The sequence below is a fragment of the Serratia sp. D1N4 genome (genome assembly GCF_054552755.1).
The window spans coordinates 4,066,694-4,083,296 of the sequence record NZ_CM137274.1; the positions used below are offsets into that span (position 1 = coordinate 4,066,694).

A 16,603-nucleotide genomic window follows, 5' to 3' on the forward strand; every position below is an offset into this window, starting at 1 on the left:
TATATCCTGAATCTTTCGAGCGGCAGCAGTTGGCTGCAACTTAAAAGCTATTAGGTATACAATGGCGATAAGAATGATAAAACTTCGAACCTGACGAACTTTTATCATTCTTATCTGGGCGCGAAGTATATCACTATCTGCTCGCGCGCCGCGCGCAAAACCATACATTCACGCCATGATTTGCTAATCAAGATCCGCTAGGATAGGCTCTGGCACCACTGTTCACATGATGATGTAAAAAGAAAATTATGCCGAAAAAACCTGCACAATCAGACAGTAAAGAGCAAAGCATCAGCTTTGAAAACTCCCTTAGCGAACTTGAGCACATCGTGACACGCCTGGAGTCGGGCGAACTGCCGCTGGAAGACGCGTTAAACGAGTTCGAACGCGGTGTACAACTGGCGCGTCAGGGCCAACAAAAATTGCAGCAGGCAGAACAGCGCGTACAAATCCTGCTCAACGACAGCAACGACGATGCTGCTCTGGCACCTTTTACCCCGGACGCTGAGTAATTACGATGTCTGATTTTCACCATCAGTTACAGGCTTTCCGCCAACGCAGCGATCGCGCGTTGCTGGACTACATCGCGCCGCTGCCGTTCAATAACGGCAAGATGGTTGAAGCCATGCGCCACGGCGCGCTGTTGGGCGGCAAACGCCTGCGCCCCTTCCTGGTTTACGCGACCGGGCAGATGTTTGGCCTGTCACTGAATAATCTTGATGCTCCCGCCGCTGCGGTAGAGTGCATTCACGCCTACTCGCTGATTCATGACGATTTACCGGCAATGGACGATGACGATCTGCGCCGTGGTCAACCCACCTGCCACGTCAAATTCGGTGAAGCCAACGCGATTCTGGCTGGCGATGCCTTACAAACGCTGGCGTTTTCGATTCTGGCCGATGCCGACATGCCGGATGTCGCAATACGCGATCGGCTGGCGATGATCTCTGAACTGGCAACCGCCAGCGGCGTTGCCGGGATGTGCGGCGGCCAATCGCTGGATCTGGAAGCGGAAGGGCAGCATGTCGATCTAGCCGCATTAGAGCAAATCCACCGCCACAAAACCGGCGCGTTAATTCGTGCAGCGGTTCGCTTGGGAGCCCTGGCTGCCGGTGAACCGGGCCGTGCGGCACTGCCGCAGCTCGATCGTTACGCCGCTGCGATCGGCCTGGCGTTTCAGGTGCAGGATGACATTTTGGACGTGGTGGGCGAAACCGAAAAAATCGGCAAACGCCAGGGAGCGGACCAACAACATGGAAAGAGTACCTACCCGGCCTTACTTGGGCTTGACAGCGCACGGGCAAAGGCGTGGGATCTCTATCAGGAAGCCTTGGCTGCGTTAGAGTCTTTGGCAGCACAATCTCACAATACGGCGCCATTACGTGCGTTAGCCAGCTTCATCATTGAACGCGACAATTAACGTATGACGTTAATCCTCTGATATGAGTATCGAATGACCCTTGATATAGCCAAATACCCGACATTGGCGCTAGCGGAAAACCCGGATGAGCTTCGCTCATTGCCAAAAGAAAGCCTGCCGAAGCTGTGTGATGAACTGCGGCAATATCTGCTGGACAGCGTCAGCCGCTCCAGCGGCCATTTTGCGTCCGGGCTGGGAGCCGTTGAACTGACGGTGGCACTGCATTACGTCTATAACACGCCGTTTGATCAGTTGGTCTGGGACGTTGGGCATCAGGCTTATCCGCACAAGATCCTGACCGGCCGCCGCGATCGTATCGCCACTATCCGCCAGAAAAACGGGCTGCATCCCTTCCCATGGCGCGCCGAAAGCGAATACGACGTGCTTTCTGTTGGTCATTCTTCTACCTCGATCAGCGCCGGTCTTGGCATTGCGGTAGCGGCAGCGCGTGAGGGTAAAGGCCGCCGTACCGTCTGCGTGATTGGCGATGGCGCCATCACCGCCGGAATGGCGTTCGAAGCCATGAACCATGCCGGTGACATCACCCCAGATATGCTGGTGGTGCTGAATGACAACGAAATGTCGATCTCCGAAAACGTCGGTGCCCTGAACAATCATCTGGCGCAGTTGCTGTCCGGCAAGCTCTATTCCACGCTGCGCGAAGGCGGCAAGAAGGTGCTCTCCGGCCTGCCGCCGATCAAAGAGCTGCTGAAACGCACAGAAGAACATCTGAAAGGCATGGTGGTTCCCGGTACGCTGTTTGAAGAGCTGGGTTTTAACTACATTGGCCCGGTGGATGGCCATGATGTACAAGGCTTGGCCGCCACGCTGAAAAACATGCGCGATCTGAAAGGCCCGCAACTGCTGCATATCATGACCAAAAAAGGTCGTGGTTATGCGCCTGCCGAAAAAGACCCGATCAGTTTCCACGCCGTGCCCAAGTTTGATCCCGCCAGCGGTACTCTGCCGAAAAGTGCTGGCGGTTTGCCAACCTACTCGAAGATCTTTGGTGAATGGCTGAGTGAAACCGCCGCCAAAGACAGCAAATTGATGGCTATCACCCCCGCTATGCGTGAAGGTTCCGGCATGGTGCAGTTCTCCCGCGATTATCCGCAGCAGTATTTCGATGTAGCGATCGCCGAGCAACATGCGGTGACCTTCGCCGCTGGCCTGGCGATTGGCGGCTACAAGCCGGTGGTGGCGATCTACTCCACCTTCCTGCAACGGGCTTACGATCAGTTGATCCATGACGTGGCCATCCAGAATCTGCCGGTGATGTTCGCTATCGATCGCGGCGGCATTGTCGGGGCCGACGGGCAAACTCACCAAGGGGCATTCGATCTCTCCTTCCTGCGCTGCATCCCGAATATGGTGATCATGACGCCGAGTGACGAAAACGAATGCCGCCAGATGCTGTATACCGGTTACCACTATAACGACGGCCCAAGCGCGGTGCGCTACCCGCGCGGGAGCGGTACGGGTGCCAAGCTGGAACCGCTGGCCGCATTGCCGCTCGGCAAAGGCATCGTGCGCCGTGAAGGTGAGAAAGTGGCAATCCTCAACTTCGGTACTTTGCTGCCGGAAGCCACCGCTGCCGCCGAGGCGATAAATGCCACGCTGGTAGATATGCGTTTTGTTAAACCGCTGGATGAACAGTTGGTGCTGGAAATGGCTGCCAGCCATGAAGTGCTGGTCACATTGGAAGAGAATGCCATTATGGGTGGCGCAGGCAGCGGCGTTAATGAATTGCTGATGGCCAAACGCCGGGTGGTGCCGGTACTGAATATCGGCCTGCCGGATTACTTTATCCCCCAAGGCAGCCAGGAAGAGATCCGCAGCGATCTGGGGCTGGACGCCGCTGGTATTCAACGTCAGATCGAAAACTGGCTGGCATAGTTCCCCCTCCACCACTCTCTTCATCCTGTAGACGGGCGCAGCATGCGCCCGCATAGCCTTTCCGTATCGTTATCGTCTGAATGCTAAACAGGAGATAGGCATGCAATATCTGAAACTGGGTAACACCGATCTGAAGATTTCCCGCATCTGCTTGGGTTGTATGACCTACGGTGAGCCGACGCGCGGTAATCACGCTTGGACGCTGCCGGAAGAAAGTAGCCGCCCGTTGATCAAGCAGGCGCTGGATGCCGGTATCAACTTTTTCGATACCTCCAATAACTATTCCGATGGCAGCAGCGAAGAAATTCTTGGCCGTGCGCTGCGCGACTATACGCGCCGCGAAGAGGTGGTGATCGCCACCAAAGTCTATAACGCCATGAGCAATCTGGAACGTGGCCTATCGCGCCCTAAGATCATGCAGTCCATCGACGACAGCCTGCAACGCCTGGGCACCGACTACGTTGACCTGCTGCAAATCCACCGCTGGGATTATGAAACCCCGATTGAAGAAACGCTGGAAGCGCTGCATGACGTGGTGAAAGCCGGTAAAGCACGCTATATCGGCGCTTCTTCAATGTTCGCCTGGCAGTTTGCCAAAGCGCTGTACACCGCCGATCTGCACGGCTGGACGCGCTTTGCCACCATGCAAGATCAGTACAACCTGCTGCAACGCGAAGAAGAACGTGAGATGCACCCGCTGTGTGCTGCCGAAGGTATTGCGGTGCTGCCCTGGAGCCCGCTGGCACGCGGCAGGTTGACGCGCCCATGGGGTGAAAGCAGCGCACGGCTGGTTTCCGATCTCTATGGCAAAACGCTGTATGACAAAACGGAAGAGATCGACGCGCTGATCGCCGCGCGCGTTGCCAATATTGCGGAAAAACGCGGCGTTCCTCGTGCGCAAGTGGCGCTGGCATGGTTGCTGAGTAAACCGGTCGTTACCGCGCCGATTATTGGCGCATCACGCAGTGAACACCTGCAAGACGCCGTGGCCGCCATTGAGCTAAAGCTCAGCCCCGAAGAGATTAGCGAGTTAGAAACGGCCTATGTGCCGCATCAAGTTGTAGGTTTTGCATAGCAGAGGGTTCAAATCAGCGGAGCCAAAAAAAGCCTTCTGGCCCCGCTGAATCAACGTCAAATCGGCCAATAATGGCCAATCAGATAGATAATACCGGCGGAGAGTACCCCGGCAACAATATCGTCGACCATGATCCCGGTACCGCCGTGCACGTTACGATCGAACCAGCGGATCGGCCAGGGTTTCCAGATATCCAGAATGCGGAACACTACAAACCCGCCAGCGACCCATTGCCAGCTGTTGACCGGCAACGCCATCAGGGTGATCCACATCCCGACGAACTCATCCCAGACGATACTGCCGTGATCGTGCACCCGCATGTCTTTCGCGGTGCGGTGACACAAATAGACGCCGATACAGATACTGAACATCACCAGCAGCGAATAGAGCTGCCACGGCAGTTGGATCAGCAATAGCCAGAATGGGATCGCCGCCAGCGAGCCCATGGTACCCGGCATGATCGGCGAAAGCCCACTGCCGAAACCGGTCGCCAGCAGGTGCCACGGGTTGCTCATGCGCAACCGACGTTTTGCTTCATCCTTCATAGGCTTGGCTCTAGATTGAAGTGATCAAAACCTTTCCATGGCAGCGTAATCTCTTTGTTGTCACGATAGAACTTCATGCCTTCGGAACTCGGGCCAATCTGGCCGATGCAGGTATAATCTGCGCCCAGATGGCTTAACGCCACTTCCAACGCCCCGCGATTGATTTCCGGCACAGTAAAGCATAGCTCATAGTCTTCACCACCGGTCAGCGCCCAACGCAATGCCTGCTCGGCATCGGTGTTGCCGGTTAACGCCTGTGATATGGGCAGTTCGTCCAATTCGATGCGCGCACCGCATTCGCTGGCTTTCAGCACGTGCTGCAAATCTGAAATCAGGCCGTCAGAGATATCGATCGCCGAGCTGGCCAGATCGCGTAACGCCTGGCCCTGCAACACGCGTGGCTGCGGGCGCAGATGGCGTGCTAACAGATATTCACGGGCCGCCTGATTATCGACCGACAAACGATCCTGTAGGATCGCCAGCCCTGCGGCGCTGTCACCCAGCATGCCGGTCACGTAAATCCAGTCGCCAATACGCGCACCAGCACGCGTCAACGCCCGCCCTGCGGGGATCAGCCCGTTGATGGTCAGGGTCATGCTCAGCGGGCCACGGGTGGTGTCGCCACCGATCAGTTGCATACCGTAGTAATTCAACTGATCGAACAGACTATCGCTAAAGGCTTTGAGCCAGGCTTCGTCAACGTCGGGCAGCGTCAGCGCCAGCGATAGCCACGCCGGATCGGCACCCATGGCTGCCAGGTCGCTCAGGTTAACGGCCAATGCTTTGTAGCCGAGATCGGCCGGATCGATATCCGCCAAGAAGTGAACACCCGAAACCAAGGTGTCGGTGCTGATGGCTAAAAGCTGTTTCTCTGCCACTGTCAGGAGTGCGCAGTCATCTCCAATGCCCAACTGTACGTCCCGGCGCAGACTCTTAAACCGGTCAAAATAGCGAGCAATGAGGTCAAATTCGCCGCATGCCATGGTCAATCTTCCAAAGAAACTAAGGCCGGAAAACCGGCCTTAAATTTATTTTTTCTTGCGGATGCTAGGTGCCGCTTTATCCAGCACCCCATTCACAAACTTATGGCTGTCTTCAGCGCCGAAGGTTTTCGCCAGTTCGATCGCTTCGTTGATAGCCACTTTGTAAGGGACGTCTTCACGCATTTTCAGTTCGAACAGCGCAATGCGCAGGACGGCTTTTTCCACCTGGCCCAATTCATCGAGCTGGCGTGACAGGTATGGCGTCATCAGTTCGTCCAACATACCTGCATTCACTGCCACACCGGACAGCAACGCACGAAAATAGGCGATGTCAACATCTTTGACATCCTGCTCCGTCAGGAACTGGTGTTCAACATCGGCAATGTCATTTCTAGACAACTGCCAAGAGTAAAGCGCTTGAACAGCGCACTCACGAGCGCGGCGACGAGCAGCAGGTTTCACGGAATTCCCCTTAGACTAAATTCAGGCTTTAATGGCTTTAATTACATTGATCATTTCAAGTGCGGTCAGGGCAGCTTCTGCACCTTTGTTGCCCGCTTTGGTACCGGCACGCTCGATCGCTTGTTCGATGCTCTCGGTGGTCAGAACGCCAAAGGCAACCGGGATCTCGCTATTCAGCGAGACATTACCCAGGCCAGAGCTGGCTTCACCCGCCACATACTCGAAGTGCGCGGTGCCCCCACGGATCACGGTGCCCAGTGCAATCACCGCATCGTATTTGCCGGTATTCGCCAGCACGCGTGCAGTCAACGGCAGTTCGTAAGCGCCTGGAACCCAGACAACGGTGATGTTGTCATCAGCAACCTGGCCAATGCGCTTCAGCGCATCAATGGCACCTTGCAGCAGGCTGTCGTTGATGAAATTGTTAAAACGTGCAATTGCGATCGCCACACGGGCATTAGGAGTAGCAACAACACCTTCGATAACTTTCATGGGCTTTCCTTAAAAATGGGTTCAATACCCCGCAGGGGGGCGGATTCTATCATATTCTTTACCTGCCTGCGCGGCGGTTTTGTAAAACCTTGGCAGCACGGCAGGCGGAGGCTACAGACTAAACTTGGCTTTCAAGCGCAGACGCAGATCGGGGCCGATCTGGCGCACTTCGCTGAAGACGAACTCCGGCGCATCGGCCAGTTGTTCCAGGCCCGGCAGTTGACACAGGCCGCGGCCACCATCGCCCAGCAATTTTGGCGCGACGTACACAATAAGCTCGTCGACTAGCCCGGCTTGCAGCAGAGCACCCGCCAGTTTGGCACCAGCTTCAACCCAGATGGAATTCACCTGGCGCTTGGCCAGTTGCATCATCATCACCACCAGATCGATCCCGCCACCGTGCGCAGGGAACGACAGTTGTTCGACACCCTGCGGCCAACGCTGATCGTCCGGTTGCAGGCGAGCCAGCCAGGTTGATCCCGGCTGTTGTACCAACCGATGCTGTGGTGTGACCCGGTTTTGGCTATCGAGGATAATCCGTACTGGCTGCCGCAGGTTTTCCTGCGGGTAAATCTGCCGGGTTGCGCTATCCAGCTCATCCCAACGCACCGTCAATGCAGGGTCATCGGCCAGCACGGTGGCGCTGGTGCTGAGGATGGCTGAACTTTCAGCCCGCAAACGCTGCACGTCCTGCCTGGCCTGTGGAGAAGTGATCCACTGGCTTTCTCCAGACGCCATCGCCGTGCGGCCATCCAGCGACGCCCCTAACTTCAACTGCACATAGGGGAACCCGGTACGCATGCGCTTCAAAAAGCCCAGATTGACCGCTTCGGCCTCTGCCAACATCAAGCCATGATGAACTTCGATACCGGACTGCTGCAATTTATACAGCCCACGTCCGGCCACCTGCGGATTAGGATCCTGCATTGCGGCCACCACACGGCTGACGCCCGCAGCAACCAGAGCATCGGCGCAGGGCGGCGTGCGACCATGATGGCTGCAAGGCTCAAGCGTCACATAAGCCGTGGCACCGCGCGCCTGTTCACCCGCCATACGCAAGGCATGAACCTCAGCGTGGGGTTCGCCAGCGCGTAAATGGTAACCTTCTCCCACAATGTTGCCATCGCGCACGATCACGCAGCCCACGTTGGGGTTAGGTGGGGTGGTGAAACGCCCTAATCGCGCCAGTTCAAAGGCGCGTGCCATGTAAAATTCATCGTTGTGCATGCGGATCCTGTTAATCCTGCAGTTTGGCGATCTCTTCGCCGAATTCACGGATATCTTCAAAACTGCGATACACCGAGGCAAAACGGATGTAAGCCACTTTATCCAGCTTCTTCAGTTCATCCATCACCAGATTGCCGACCATTTTGGTGGGGACTTCACGTTCACCGGTAGCACGCAACTGGGATTTGATATGGCTGATCGCGCTTTCTACGTCGTCAGCGCTGACCGGGCGCTTTTCCAACGCTTTCAGCATGCCACGGCGCAGTTTATCTTCGTTGAAGGGTTCACGGACCTCATCGCTTTTAACCACCCGCGGCATCACAAGCTCGGCAACTTCGAAAGTGGTAAAACGTTCGTTACAAACCAGACATTGGCGACGACGGCGCACCTGCGATCCATCCCCCACCAGGCGAGAATCAATAACTTTGGTATCAACGGCAGCGCAGAAAGGGCAATGCATAACTCGTCCTGATAAACGTTTTTATAGTTAAGAATAGTTTACCCCGAAGTTAGGCCACAACAAAGGCCGGCGGGTATTTGTTGCGAGCCACTGCCATGAACGAACACAAAACAGGCCACACTACCGGGATAGGCATGACTTTACCTGGCGATGCCGTTAAGCTGGCAACCGAAGCGATTGAATAAGGTTCCCTTATCATGACTATCCGTTATCGTCACACCGCCCTGTTCACTACCCTGATTTTACTGGCAGGTTGTACACCACACCGCGAAGTGCCCAAGCTCAAAAGCCAGGTCGTTGAGTTGAAACAGATGCTAAGTACGCTGACCGATCAGGCTAGCGCGCTGGAGCGCCAGAATCGGCTGAACCAGAATTCCACCAGCGGTGTTTATCTACTCCCGGCTGCCAACAGTGCTGCCAGGTTACAAAGCAGCGTGGGTGAACTGAGTGTTTCACTCAGTCAAATGAAGAACGAAGCCAACGGCACTCAGGCTACATTGGTGATTCGCACAATCTCCGGCCAAAACCTGCCAGACTTTACCGCTAAGCTGGAGTGGGGCCAGTTGGATGTCACCACCGGCATGCCGCTAACGGCAGGTTCGCTGTCGCAGCAGATCCGCAGCCATGATTCGTTGTTACCCAAAAATGAACAAAACTTTGAACTGCGTCTGAGCGGCGTCACGCCGGAACAACTTGGCTATATTCGCCTGCACAGTGTTAACCCCGTCACCGACAGCGCTGCGGGCCCCCAAGCAGATAAAGAAAGAGCGCCAAATGGCGCTCTTTTTATTCAGCTGAACGTACAGCAGATTAGCATTACGGCAGAATCGAAGGCTGGTCTGCGCCCTCTTTCTCCACTTTCTGCTGCAGCATGTGCTCACGTTTCATACCCAGTTTCAACGCCAGCGCGGACGCTACGTAGATAGAGGATACGGTACCGATGGACACACCGATCAACATGGTCAGTGAGAAGCCTTGCAGCATCGCGCCGCCGAAGATGTACAGCATCAGAACCACCATCAGCGTGGTAGCGGAAGTCATGATGGTACGGCTCAGCGTCTGGGTCAGCGACACGTTCATGATCTCGTAAGGCGTTCCGCGGCGGATCTTGCGGAAGTTCTCACGAATACGGTCAGAAACCACGATACTGTCGTTCAGCGAGTAACCGATAACCGACATCAAAGAAGCGACAATCGTCAGGTCAATCTCAATATGGAACAGCGACAGCACGCCCATAGTAATGACCACGTCGTGCGCCAGAGCGATAACCGCCCCCAACGCCAAACGCCATTCGAAGCGGAAGCCAACGTAAATCAGGATACAGATCAACGCCACCAGCAGCGCCATGCCGCCGGTTTGTGCCAACTCACTCCCTACGCTCGGGCCAACGAACTCGATACGTTTAACGGTCGCATTCTTGTCAACGGCATCGTTGATCACGCCGATCACTTTATTACCCAGTTCCTGGCCTGCGGTGCCGGTCGCGGGTGGCATACGCACCATCACGTCGCGGCTGCTGCCGAAGTTCTGAATAATCGGATCCTTGAACCCGGCTTTTTCCAGCGTATCGCGCATCAGATCCAGATTCGCCGGTTTTTCCAGGTTGATTTCAATCACCGTACCACCGGTGAAATCCAGGCCCCAGTTAAAACCACGAACGGACATAATGGCGATTGACGCGATCAGCAGCAGCAATGAGATGCCGAAGGCCACGTAATCCCAGCGCATAAAGTCATAGACTTTACGGCCGTAGTTGAGTTGTTCAACAGTATAATCCTGTGCCACAACGCACTCCTCAGATAGACAGCTTGTTAATGCGCTTGCCGCCGTAAAGCAGGTTGACGATGGCACGGGTACCGACAATCGCGGTGAACATGGACGTCGCCACACCGATTGCGGTGGTAATTGCAAAGCCCTTGATCGAACCCGTACCCACTGCGTACAGAATGATCGCGGTAATCAGGGTAGTGACGTTGGCATCAACAATACTGGAGAACGCGCCTTTATAGCCTTCATGGATCGCCTGCTGAATGGATCGCCCATTCTTCAGTTCTTCCTTGATACGTTCGTTGATCAGTACGTTGGCGTCGACCGCCACCGCCAGCGTCAGCACGATACCGGCAATCCCCGGCATCGTCAGCGTTGCACCCGGCAACAGTGACATCACGCCGACAATCAGCACCAGGTTAGCCATCAGCGCGCTTGAGGCGATCAGGCCAAACTTGCGGTACCAGACCACCATAAACACGATGGATGCCACCAGGCCCCACAGACAAGCCTCAAGACCCTGAGTGATGTTCTGCTGACCCAGCGTTGGGCCGATTGTGCGTTCTTCCACGATCTGGATAGGCGCAATCAACGCACCGGCGCGCAGCAGCAGCGAAAGCTGGCGAGCTTCGTTCGGATTATCGATACCGGTGATACGGAAGCTGTTGCCCAAGCGCGACTGAATATTCGCCACGTTGATCACTTCTTCCTGCTTCACTAGGATCGAACGACCATTGGCGTCTTTCTTGCCGCTGTCTTTGTACTCCACAAACAGGGTCGCCATCGGTTTACCGATACTATCCTTGGTGAAGTTAGACATTGCAGTGCCACCGGCACTGTCCAGCGAGATGTTAACCTGCGGCTGGTTGTACTCGTCAGTGCTGGAAGTGGAGTCAGTGATGTGGTCACCGGTCAGGATCACACGCTTGTACAACACGATCGGCTTGCCATCACGGGTGAATTTCACCTCGGAATCACCCGGTACGCGGCCACTTGCTGCTGCGGTCGCATCCGCGTTGGTGTTCACCAGGCGGAATTCCAGCGTAGCGGTGGCCCCCAGGATCTCTTTGGCGCGTGCCGTATCCTGAATACCTGGCAGTTCAACCACGATGCGGTCAGAACCCTGGCGCTGTACCAAAGGTTCGGCAACGCCGAGCTGGTTAACACGGTTACGCAGGATGGTGATGTTCTGCTGCACCGCATACTCACGCGCTTCGCTCAGACGCGCATCGGTCATGGTCGCTTTCAGCGTGTTGGTGCCATTGGCTGAAAGCACTAGATCACGCTGGCGTGGGGCCATGAAGCTGATCGCCTGATCGCGCGCAGCATCGTCGCGGAAGCGGACTTCCACACCGTTGTTTTCCAGCTTGCGGATCGCAGCATAGGGAATGCCCTTTTCACGCAGTTCACTGCGCAGGGTATCCATGGTTTGTTCTTGCAACTTGCCCAGCGCGGTATCCATGTCGACTTCCATCAGGAAGTGCACGCCACCACGTAAGTCCAGACCCAATTTCATCGGCTCTGCGTTCAGCAGCCTCAACCAGGTTGGCGTTGCCGGAGCAAGGTTCAGCGCCACAACATATTTATCACCCAATTCTGCCATCAAGGCTTCACGGGCGCGCAGCTGAACGTCAGGATCTTTAAAGCGAGCCAGGATGGCACCGTTTTCCAGCGCAATCGACTTGCTCGCAATATTATCTTTTTCTAATACGTTACGGACTTGGTCCAGCGTAGCTTCACTGGCGGCGACACCGCGCGCGCCAGTGATTTGTACGGCCGGATCCTCACCGTAAATGTTGGGAAGTGCATAAAGCAGACCGACGAGGATCACGACGATCAACATCAGATACTTCCACAAAGGATAACGGTTTAGCACGGCAGTTCCCTTAGGGAAAACGAAATTACAGGGCCTTCATAGTACCTTTCGGCAGAACGGCCGCCACGAAGTCACGCTTGATCATCACTTCCGTGGTGTCATTCAGCGCAATGGCAATGATACCGGTGTCAGCCACTTTGGTGACGCGGCCAATCAGGCCACCGGTGGTCAACACTTCATCACCCTTGCCGATGGAGTCCATCAGTTTCTTGTGATCTTTAGCGCGTTTCTGCTGTGGACGCAGGATCATGAAATAGAAAATCAGACCAAATACCACCAGCATAATGATCAGAGAGTACGGGCTTCCCTGAGCCGGAGCCCCTGCGGATGCGACGGCGTCAGAAATGAAAAAGCTCATTGAAAATCCCTCATTAAGTTATTAATTATTGAATCAAGCAGTTAAAGATGGAACCGGCTTACCGATCCGCTCATAAAAATCTGCAACAAACAGCTCTAATTTACTCTCTTCAATAGCCTGGCGTAAACCCGCCATTAAGCGCTGGTAGTATCGCAGGTTATGAATTGTGTTCAATCGGGCACCTAATATTTCGTTGCAACGATCAAGATGATGCAAGTAGGCGCGGCTGTAATGGCGGCAGGTATAGCAATCACAGTCCTTGTCCAGCGTAGAAGTATCATCCTTGTGCTTGGCATTGCGGATTTTTACCACACCGTCAGTCACGAACAAATGGCCGTTACGGGCATTACGCGTTGGCATCACGCAATCGAACATATCGATACCGCGACGCACACCTTCTACCAGATCTTCCGGCTTGCCCACCCCCATCAGATAGCGTGGCTTATCTTCTGGAATTTGCGGGCAAACATGCTCGAGAATGCGATGCATATCCTCTTTTGGCTCACCGACCGCCAAACCGCCCACAGCGTAACCATCAAAGCCGATATCCACCAGCCCTTTTACTGAAACATCACGTAAATCTTCGTAAACCCCGCCCTGAATAATACCGAACAAAGCATTCTTATTATTCAGTTCATCAAAACGCTGACGGCTGCGCTGCGCCCAGCGCAACGACATTTCCATCGAGCGCTTGGCGTAGTCCCAATCGGCCGGGTAAGGCGTACACTCATCGAAAATCATCACGATGTCAGACCCTAGGTCATACTGGATTTCCATCGATTTTTCCGGGCTGAGGAACACTTTATCGCCGTTAATCGGGTTACGGAAATAGACGCCCTCCTCTTTGATCTTGCGCATCGCTCCCAGGCTGAACACCTGGAAACCACCGGAGTCGGTCAGGATCGGGCCGTGCCACTGCATAAAGTCATGCAGATCGCCGTGCAGTTTCATGATCTCCTGCCCTGGGCGCAGCCACAGGTGGAAGGTGTTACCCAGCAGGATCTGCGCGCCGGTTTCTTTCACTTCTTCCGGCGTCATGCCTTTGACCGTACCGTAGGTCCCTACCGGCATAAAGGCCGGGGTTTCCACTACGCCACGTTCAAAGACCAGGCGGCCACGGCGAGCACGGCCATCGGTTGTTTGTAATTCGTACTTCACAAAACCTCCAGCACCGGAAAAACAGTCCGATGACATTAAAACAGGGCCACGCGGTGCGCGTAACCCAGGGATTCATATTCACTCGCCGACGGATTCGTTTTCCGCCTGCGGATTACGGCTGATAAACATCGCATCACCGTAGCTGAAAAAGCGGTACTGCTCGGCCACCGCCTGCTGATAGGCATTCATGGTGTTCTTATAGCCAGCAAAGGCAGAAACCAGCATGATCAGCGTCGATTCCGGCAGGTGGAAATTGGTCACCAGCGCATCAATCACCTGATAATGGTAGCCGGGATAGATAAAGATCTGGGTATCGCCAAAGAAAGGGGCAATCAATGCATCCTGAGTCGCCTTAGCGGCGCTTTCCAGCGAACGCACCGAGGTAGTCCCCACTGCCACCACGCGTTTGCCACGCGCTTTACAAGCCAACACGGCATCTACCACTTCCTGCGGCACTTCGGCGTATTCCGCATGCATCACGTGTTCTTCAATGGTTTCCACCCGCACCGGCTGGAAGGTTCCGGCCCCAACGTGCAAGGTAACAAACGCCATTTCAACGCCCTTGGCACGCAGCGCAGCCAACAGCGGTTCGTCGAAGTGCAACCCGGCGGTTGGTGCCGCAACGGCACCCGGTTTTTCGCTGTAGACGGTCTGATACAGTTCGCGATCGGCATCTTCATCTGGGCGGTCGATATACGGCGGCAATGGCATATGGCCAACCGCGTTGAGGATAGTGAAAACGTCACGATCGTCATTGAAACGCAGTTCAAACAACGTGTCATGGCGAGCAACCATGGTAGCGGCAATGCTTTCATCGTCGCCCAGCAGCAGTTCAGCACCGGGCTTTGGTGCTTTGGATGCCCGCACATGCGCCAGTACGCGGTGATCGTCCAACACCCGCTCCACCAGCACTTCAATCTTGCCACCGCTGACCTTGCGGCCAAACAGACGCGCCGGGATCACGCGCGTATTGTTAAATACCAGCAGATCGCCAGCTTCCAGCTTATCCAGCAGATCGGTGAATACGCCGTGCGTCAAGGCTCCGGTCGGCCCGTCCAGTTGCAGCAAACGGCAAGCGCTGCGCTCCGGCTGTGGATAGTGGGCAATTAAAGACTCAGGGAGTTCAAAAGAAAAATCGGCGACGCGCATGGGTATTCACTTCTTCAATATAGAGCTAATTAAGAAAAAACAGGCGGTACAGTCTAAAGCCGTGGGCGACCAGCAGCAAGAGATAAGGAGGGATTGCATAACTTGCGTTATAGTTGCCAAATGAATTTTCTCGCTCATCTCCATTTGGCCCAGCTTGCCGAAAGCTCATTACTGGGCAACCTACTGGCCGACTTCGTGCGTGGCAACCCTGCCGGGGACTACGATCCTGAAGTGGTTGCCGGCATCATGATGCACCGCCGTGTCGACGTATTGGTCGATACCCTGCCCGTAATCCGCGCCTGCCGTGACTATTTCAGCCCGGAGTTCCGCCGCGTTGCGCCGATTACGCTCGACGTGGTGTGGGATCACTTTCTGGCGCGCCACTGGCACCAGCTTGAACCCACTCGCAGCCTGCAGAATTTCACTGAGGAAGCGCGCGGCCAGATTATGCCGCATCTGCCGCTGACGCCTGCGCGCTTCCAGAACCTGAACCACTATCTCTGGCCGGAACGCTGGCTGGAGCGCTATGCCGAGCTGCCGTTTATCGCGAAGGTGTTACAAGGCATGGCTAGCCGCCGCCCGCGCCTGGGTGCTCTGGCGGGTTCTTTTGCCGACGTGGAGCGCAATTATCATCAGCTTGAAACACACTTCTGGCAATTTTACCCGCAGATTATGCAACAGGCGAAAAACAAGGCACTGTAATCTGGTGCCTAAATGCTATCTAGTACGCAGGATCACAAGAAATTGCCCTTTAACACTTGCCCTTTTGCACGAAAAGGTTACTTTTAAAGCCTGCCGAATTTAATTTCTCGGTTTGATAGGTAAAAACTATCTCATTGATTGGTCATTTACCCTTTATTCACCGAGTCACGGCCCCTATACTGACTCTTGCTTTTACATCAACCCCCTAACAACTATTACAGGAGTAATTATGGTCCTGGTAACTCGTCAAGCCCCTGACTTCACCGCTGCTGCCGTACTGGGCAACGGCGAAATCGTTGAAAACTTCAACCTGAAGAAGCACCTGAACGGCAAACCAGCCGTAGTGTTTTTCTGGCCGATGGACTTCACCTTCGTATGTCCTTCAGAGCTGATCGCTTTCGATCACCGTTATGAAGAATTCCAGAAGCGCGGCGTTGAAGTTGTAGGCGTTTCCTTCGACTCAGAATTCGTCCACAACGCATGGCGTAAAACCCCTGTCGACAAAGGCGGCATCGGTGAAGTGAAATACGCAATGGTTGCTGACGTTAAGCGCGAAATTCAGAAAGCTTACGGCATCGAGCACCCAGATGCTGGCGTAGCACTGCGTGGTTCTTTCCTGATCGACAAAAACGGCATCGTACGTTCGCAGATCGTTAACGACCTGCCAATCGGCCGTAATATCGACGAAATGATCCGTACCGTTGACGCACTGCAATTCCACGAAGAGCACGGCGAAGTGTGCCCAGCTCAGTGGGAGAAAGGCAAAGCGGGTATGGGCGCCTCTCCAGACGGCGTGGCTAAATACCTGTCTGAGAACGCCTCCAAGCTGTAATTTCAGCTTGCTTGCGTGTGAACCGGTCAGCCCTGCTGGCCGGTTTTTTTATGCCCATTAGCCGGGCATTTGCACCTATTTTGTGCTTTACCTCTCTGTTTTAACTCATATCTATAACCCGCATTCCCCCTGCCGCTACTATCATTATCCCGGCCTGTTCTTTGCGTTTTAAAGACTGGCAAAAAGTCTCATCACAATAAG

The 16,603-nt window shown here is 54.8% G+C and carries 17 protein-coding genes and 1 pseudogene; 7 read left to right on the top strand and 11 right to left on the bottom strand.

From position 1 onward, the window contains the following. Positions 1-248: 248 nt before the first annotated feature. From xseB to ACX1CU_RS18235, 4 genes are all read left to right on the top strand, one after another. A complete protein-coding gene (gene xseB, locus ACX1CU_RS18220; protein WP_459399648.1) occupies positions 249-512 on the top strand; it encodes an exodeoxyribonuclease VII small subunit in 264 nt (87 codons plus the stop codon). A gap of 5 nt (positions 513-517) precedes the next feature. After that, positions 518-1,420, top strand: coding sequence for a (2E,6E)-farnesyl diphosphate synthase (gene ispA / locus ACX1CU_RS18225; protein WP_459399649.1), 903 nt, complete (start codon positions 518-520; stop codon positions 1,418-1,420). Positions 1,421-1,453: 33 nt separating this feature from the next. Beyond that, a complete protein-coding gene (gene dxs / locus ACX1CU_RS18230) occupies positions 1,454-3,316 on the top strand; it encodes a 1-deoxy-D-xylulose-5-phosphate synthase (RefSeq protein ID WP_459399650.1) in 1,863 nt (620 codons plus the stop codon). Between the two features lie 100 nt (positions 3,317-3,416). Beyond that, positions 3,417-4,391, top strand: a complete 975-nt coding sequence (locus tag ACX1CU_RS18235) for an aldo/keto reductase (RefSeq protein WP_459399651.1) — start codon at positions 3,417-3,419, stop codon at positions 4,389-4,391. Between the two features lie 56 nt (positions 4,392-4,447). Here ACX1CU_RS18235 and pgpA read toward each other — a convergent pair whose 3' ends face one another. The 6 genes from pgpA to nrdR form a co-directional block, all read right to left on the bottom strand. Next, positions 4,448-4,936 carry a phosphatidylglycerophosphatase A gene (gene pgpA / locus ACX1CU_RS18240; protein ID WP_459399652.1) on the bottom strand — a complete coding sequence of 163 codons (489 nt, stop codon included), beginning with the start codon at positions 4,934-4,936 and terminating at the stop codon, positions 4,448-4,450. Next, entirely contained in the window at positions 4,933-5,919 is a 987-nt protein-coding gene (gene thiL, locus ACX1CU_RS18245; RefSeq protein ID WP_459399653.1) for a thiamine-phosphate kinase, read from the bottom strand. Before thiL ends, pgpA begins: the two co-directional genes overlap by 4 nt. 45 nt (positions 5,920-5,964) lie before the next feature. Continuing rightward, the gene (nusB, locus tag ACX1CU_RS18250) at positions 5,965-6,381 is read right to left on the bottom strand and encodes a transcription antitermination factor NusB (protein ID WP_459399654.1); all 417 of its coding nucleotides are present in this window, start codon (positions 6,379-6,381) and stop codon (positions 5,965-5,967) included. A gap of 21 nt (positions 6,382-6,402) precedes the next feature. Next, a complete protein-coding gene (gene ribH / locus ACX1CU_RS18255) occupies positions 6,403-6,873 on the bottom strand; it encodes a 6,7-dimethyl-8-ribityllumazine synthase (protein ID WP_459399655.1) in 471 nt (156 codons plus the stop codon). Between the two features lie 111 nt (positions 6,874-6,984). After that, positions 6,985-8,100 carry a bifunctional diaminohydroxyphosphoribosylaminopyrimidine deaminase/5-amino-6-(5-phosphoribosylamino)uracil reductase RibD gene (gene ribD / locus ACX1CU_RS18260; protein WP_459399656.1) on the bottom strand — a complete coding sequence of 372 codons (1,116 nt, stop codon included), beginning with the start codon at positions 8,098-8,100 and terminating at the stop codon, positions 6,985-6,987. Between the two features lie 10 nt (positions 8,101-8,110). Continuing rightward, positions 8,111-8,560 (bottom strand): transcriptional regulator NrdR, encoded by a 450-nt coding sequence (gene nrdR / locus ACX1CU_RS18265; protein ID WP_037394689.1) that lies wholly within the window; start codon positions 8,558-8,560, stop codon positions 8,111-8,113. Between the two features lie 197 nt (positions 8,561-8,757). On the opposite strand from nrdR, the pseudogene ACX1CU_RS18270 reads away from it, so the two are divergent. Then, positions 8,758-9,288 (top strand): annotated as a pseudogene (locus ACX1CU_RS18270) (SadB/YajI family lipoprotein); the annotation flags it as partial. A gap of 88 nt (positions 9,289-9,376) precedes the next feature. Here the strand turns inward: ACX1CU_RS18270 and secF are convergent. The 5 genes from secF to queA all read right to left on the bottom strand — a co-directional run bounded on the left by secF (position 9,377) and on the right by queA (position 14,868). Further along, positions 9,377-10,345 (bottom strand): protein translocase subunit SecF, encoded by a 969-nt coding sequence (gene secF, locus ACX1CU_RS18275; RefSeq protein WP_459399657.1) that lies wholly within the window; start codon positions 10,343-10,345, stop codon positions 9,377-9,379. Positions 10,346-10,355: 10 nt separating this feature from the next. Next, positions 10,356-12,203 (bottom strand): protein translocase subunit SecD, encoded by a 1,848-nt coding sequence (secD, locus tag ACX1CU_RS18280; protein ID WP_459399658.1) that lies wholly within the window; start codon positions 12,201-12,203, stop codon positions 10,356-10,358. 25 nt (positions 12,204-12,228) lie between these two features. Beyond that, positions 12,229-12,561: a preprotein translocase subunit YajC gene (gene yajC, locus ACX1CU_RS18285; protein ID WP_004940391.1), complete on the bottom strand. Its 333-nt coding sequence runs from the start codon at positions 12,559-12,561 to the stop codon at positions 12,229-12,231. A 33-nt stretch (positions 12,562-12,594) separates the two neighbouring features. Further along, complete coding sequence (gene tgt / locus ACX1CU_RS18290) at positions 12,595-13,719, bottom strand: tRNA guanosine(34) transglycosylase Tgt (RefSeq protein ID WP_459399659.1); 1,125 nt, start codon at positions 13,717-13,719, stop codon at positions 12,595-12,597. A gap of 78 nt (positions 13,720-13,797) precedes the next feature. Continuing rightward, positions 13,798-14,868 carry a tRNA preQ1(34) S-adenosylmethionine ribosyltransferase-isomerase QueA gene (gene queA / locus ACX1CU_RS18295; RefSeq protein WP_459399660.1) on the bottom strand — a complete coding sequence of 357 codons (1,071 nt, stop codon included), beginning with the start codon at positions 14,866-14,868 and terminating at the stop codon, positions 13,798-13,800. 120 nt (positions 14,869-14,988) lie between these two features. Here queA and ACX1CU_RS18300 point away from each other — a divergent pair, with 120 nt between their 5' ends. Both ACX1CU_RS18300 and ACX1CU_RS18305 read left to right on the top strand, forming a co-directional pair. Then, the gene (locus tag ACX1CU_RS18300) at positions 14,989-15,570 is read left to right on the top strand and encodes an ACP phosphodiesterase (RefSeq protein ID WP_459399661.1); all 582 of its coding nucleotides are present in this window, start codon (positions 14,989-14,991) and stop codon (positions 15,568-15,570) included. Positions 15,571-15,799: 229 nt separating this feature from the next. Continuing rightward, positions 15,800-16,402, top strand: coding sequence for a peroxiredoxin C (locus ACX1CU_RS18305; protein WP_459399662.1), 603 nt, complete (start codon positions 15,800-15,802; stop codon positions 16,400-16,402). The last annotated feature ends 201 nt before the right edge of the window (positions 16,403-16,603 follow it).

What these genes read in the sequence shown, in the direction of transcription:
- xseB (WP_459399648.1), top strand. Translation starts at nt 249, where the DNA reads ATGCCGAAAAAACCTGCACAATCAGACAGTAAAGAGCAAAGCATCAGC.
- ispA (WP_459399649.1), top strand. Translation starts at nt 518, where the DNA reads ATGTCTGATTTTCACCATCAGTTACAGGCTTTCCGCCAACGCAGCGAT.
- dxs (WP_459399650.1), top strand. Translation starts at nt 1,454, where the DNA reads ATGACCCTTGATATAGCCAAATACCCGACATTGGCGCTAGCGGAAAAC.
- ACX1CU_RS18235 (WP_459399651.1), top strand. Translation starts at nt 3,417, where the DNA reads ATGCAATATCTGAAACTGGGTAACACCGATCTGAAGATTTCCCGCATC.
- pgpA (WP_459399652.1), bottom strand. Translation starts at nt 4,936, where the DNA reads ATGAAGGATGAAGCAAAACGTCGGTTGCGCATGAGCAACCCGTGGCAC.
- thiL (WP_459399653.1), bottom strand. Translation starts at nt 5,919, where the DNA reads ATGGCATGCGGCGAATTTGACCTCATTGCTCGCTATTTTGACCGGTTT.
- ribH (WP_459399655.1), bottom strand. Translation starts at nt 6,873, where the DNA reads ATGAAAGTTATCGAAGGTGTTGTTGCTACTCCTAATGCCCGTGTGGCG.
- ribD (WP_459399656.1), bottom strand. Translation starts at nt 8,100, where the DNA reads ATGCACAACGATGAATTTTACATGGCACGCGCCTTTGAACTGGCGCGA.
- nrdR (WP_037394689.1), bottom strand. Translation starts at nt 8,560, where the DNA reads ATGCATTGCCCTTTCTGCGCTGCCGTTGATACCAAAGTTATTGATTCT.
- yajC (WP_004940391.1), bottom strand. Translation starts at nt 12,561, where the DNA reads ATGAGCTTTTTCATTTCTGACGCCGTCGCATCCGCAGGGGCTCCGGCT.
- queA (WP_459399660.1), bottom strand. Translation starts at nt 14,868, where the DNA reads ATGCGCGTCGCCGATTTTTCTTTTGAACTCCCTGAGTCTTTAATTGCC.
- ACX1CU_RS18300 (WP_459399661.1), top strand. Translation starts at nt 14,989, where the DNA reads ATGAATTTTCTCGCTCATCTCCATTTGGCCCAGCTTGCCGAAAGCTCA.
- ACX1CU_RS18305 (WP_459399662.1), top strand. Translation starts at nt 15,800, where the DNA reads ATGGTCCTGGTAACTCGTCAAGCCCCTGACTTCACCGCTGCTGCCGTA.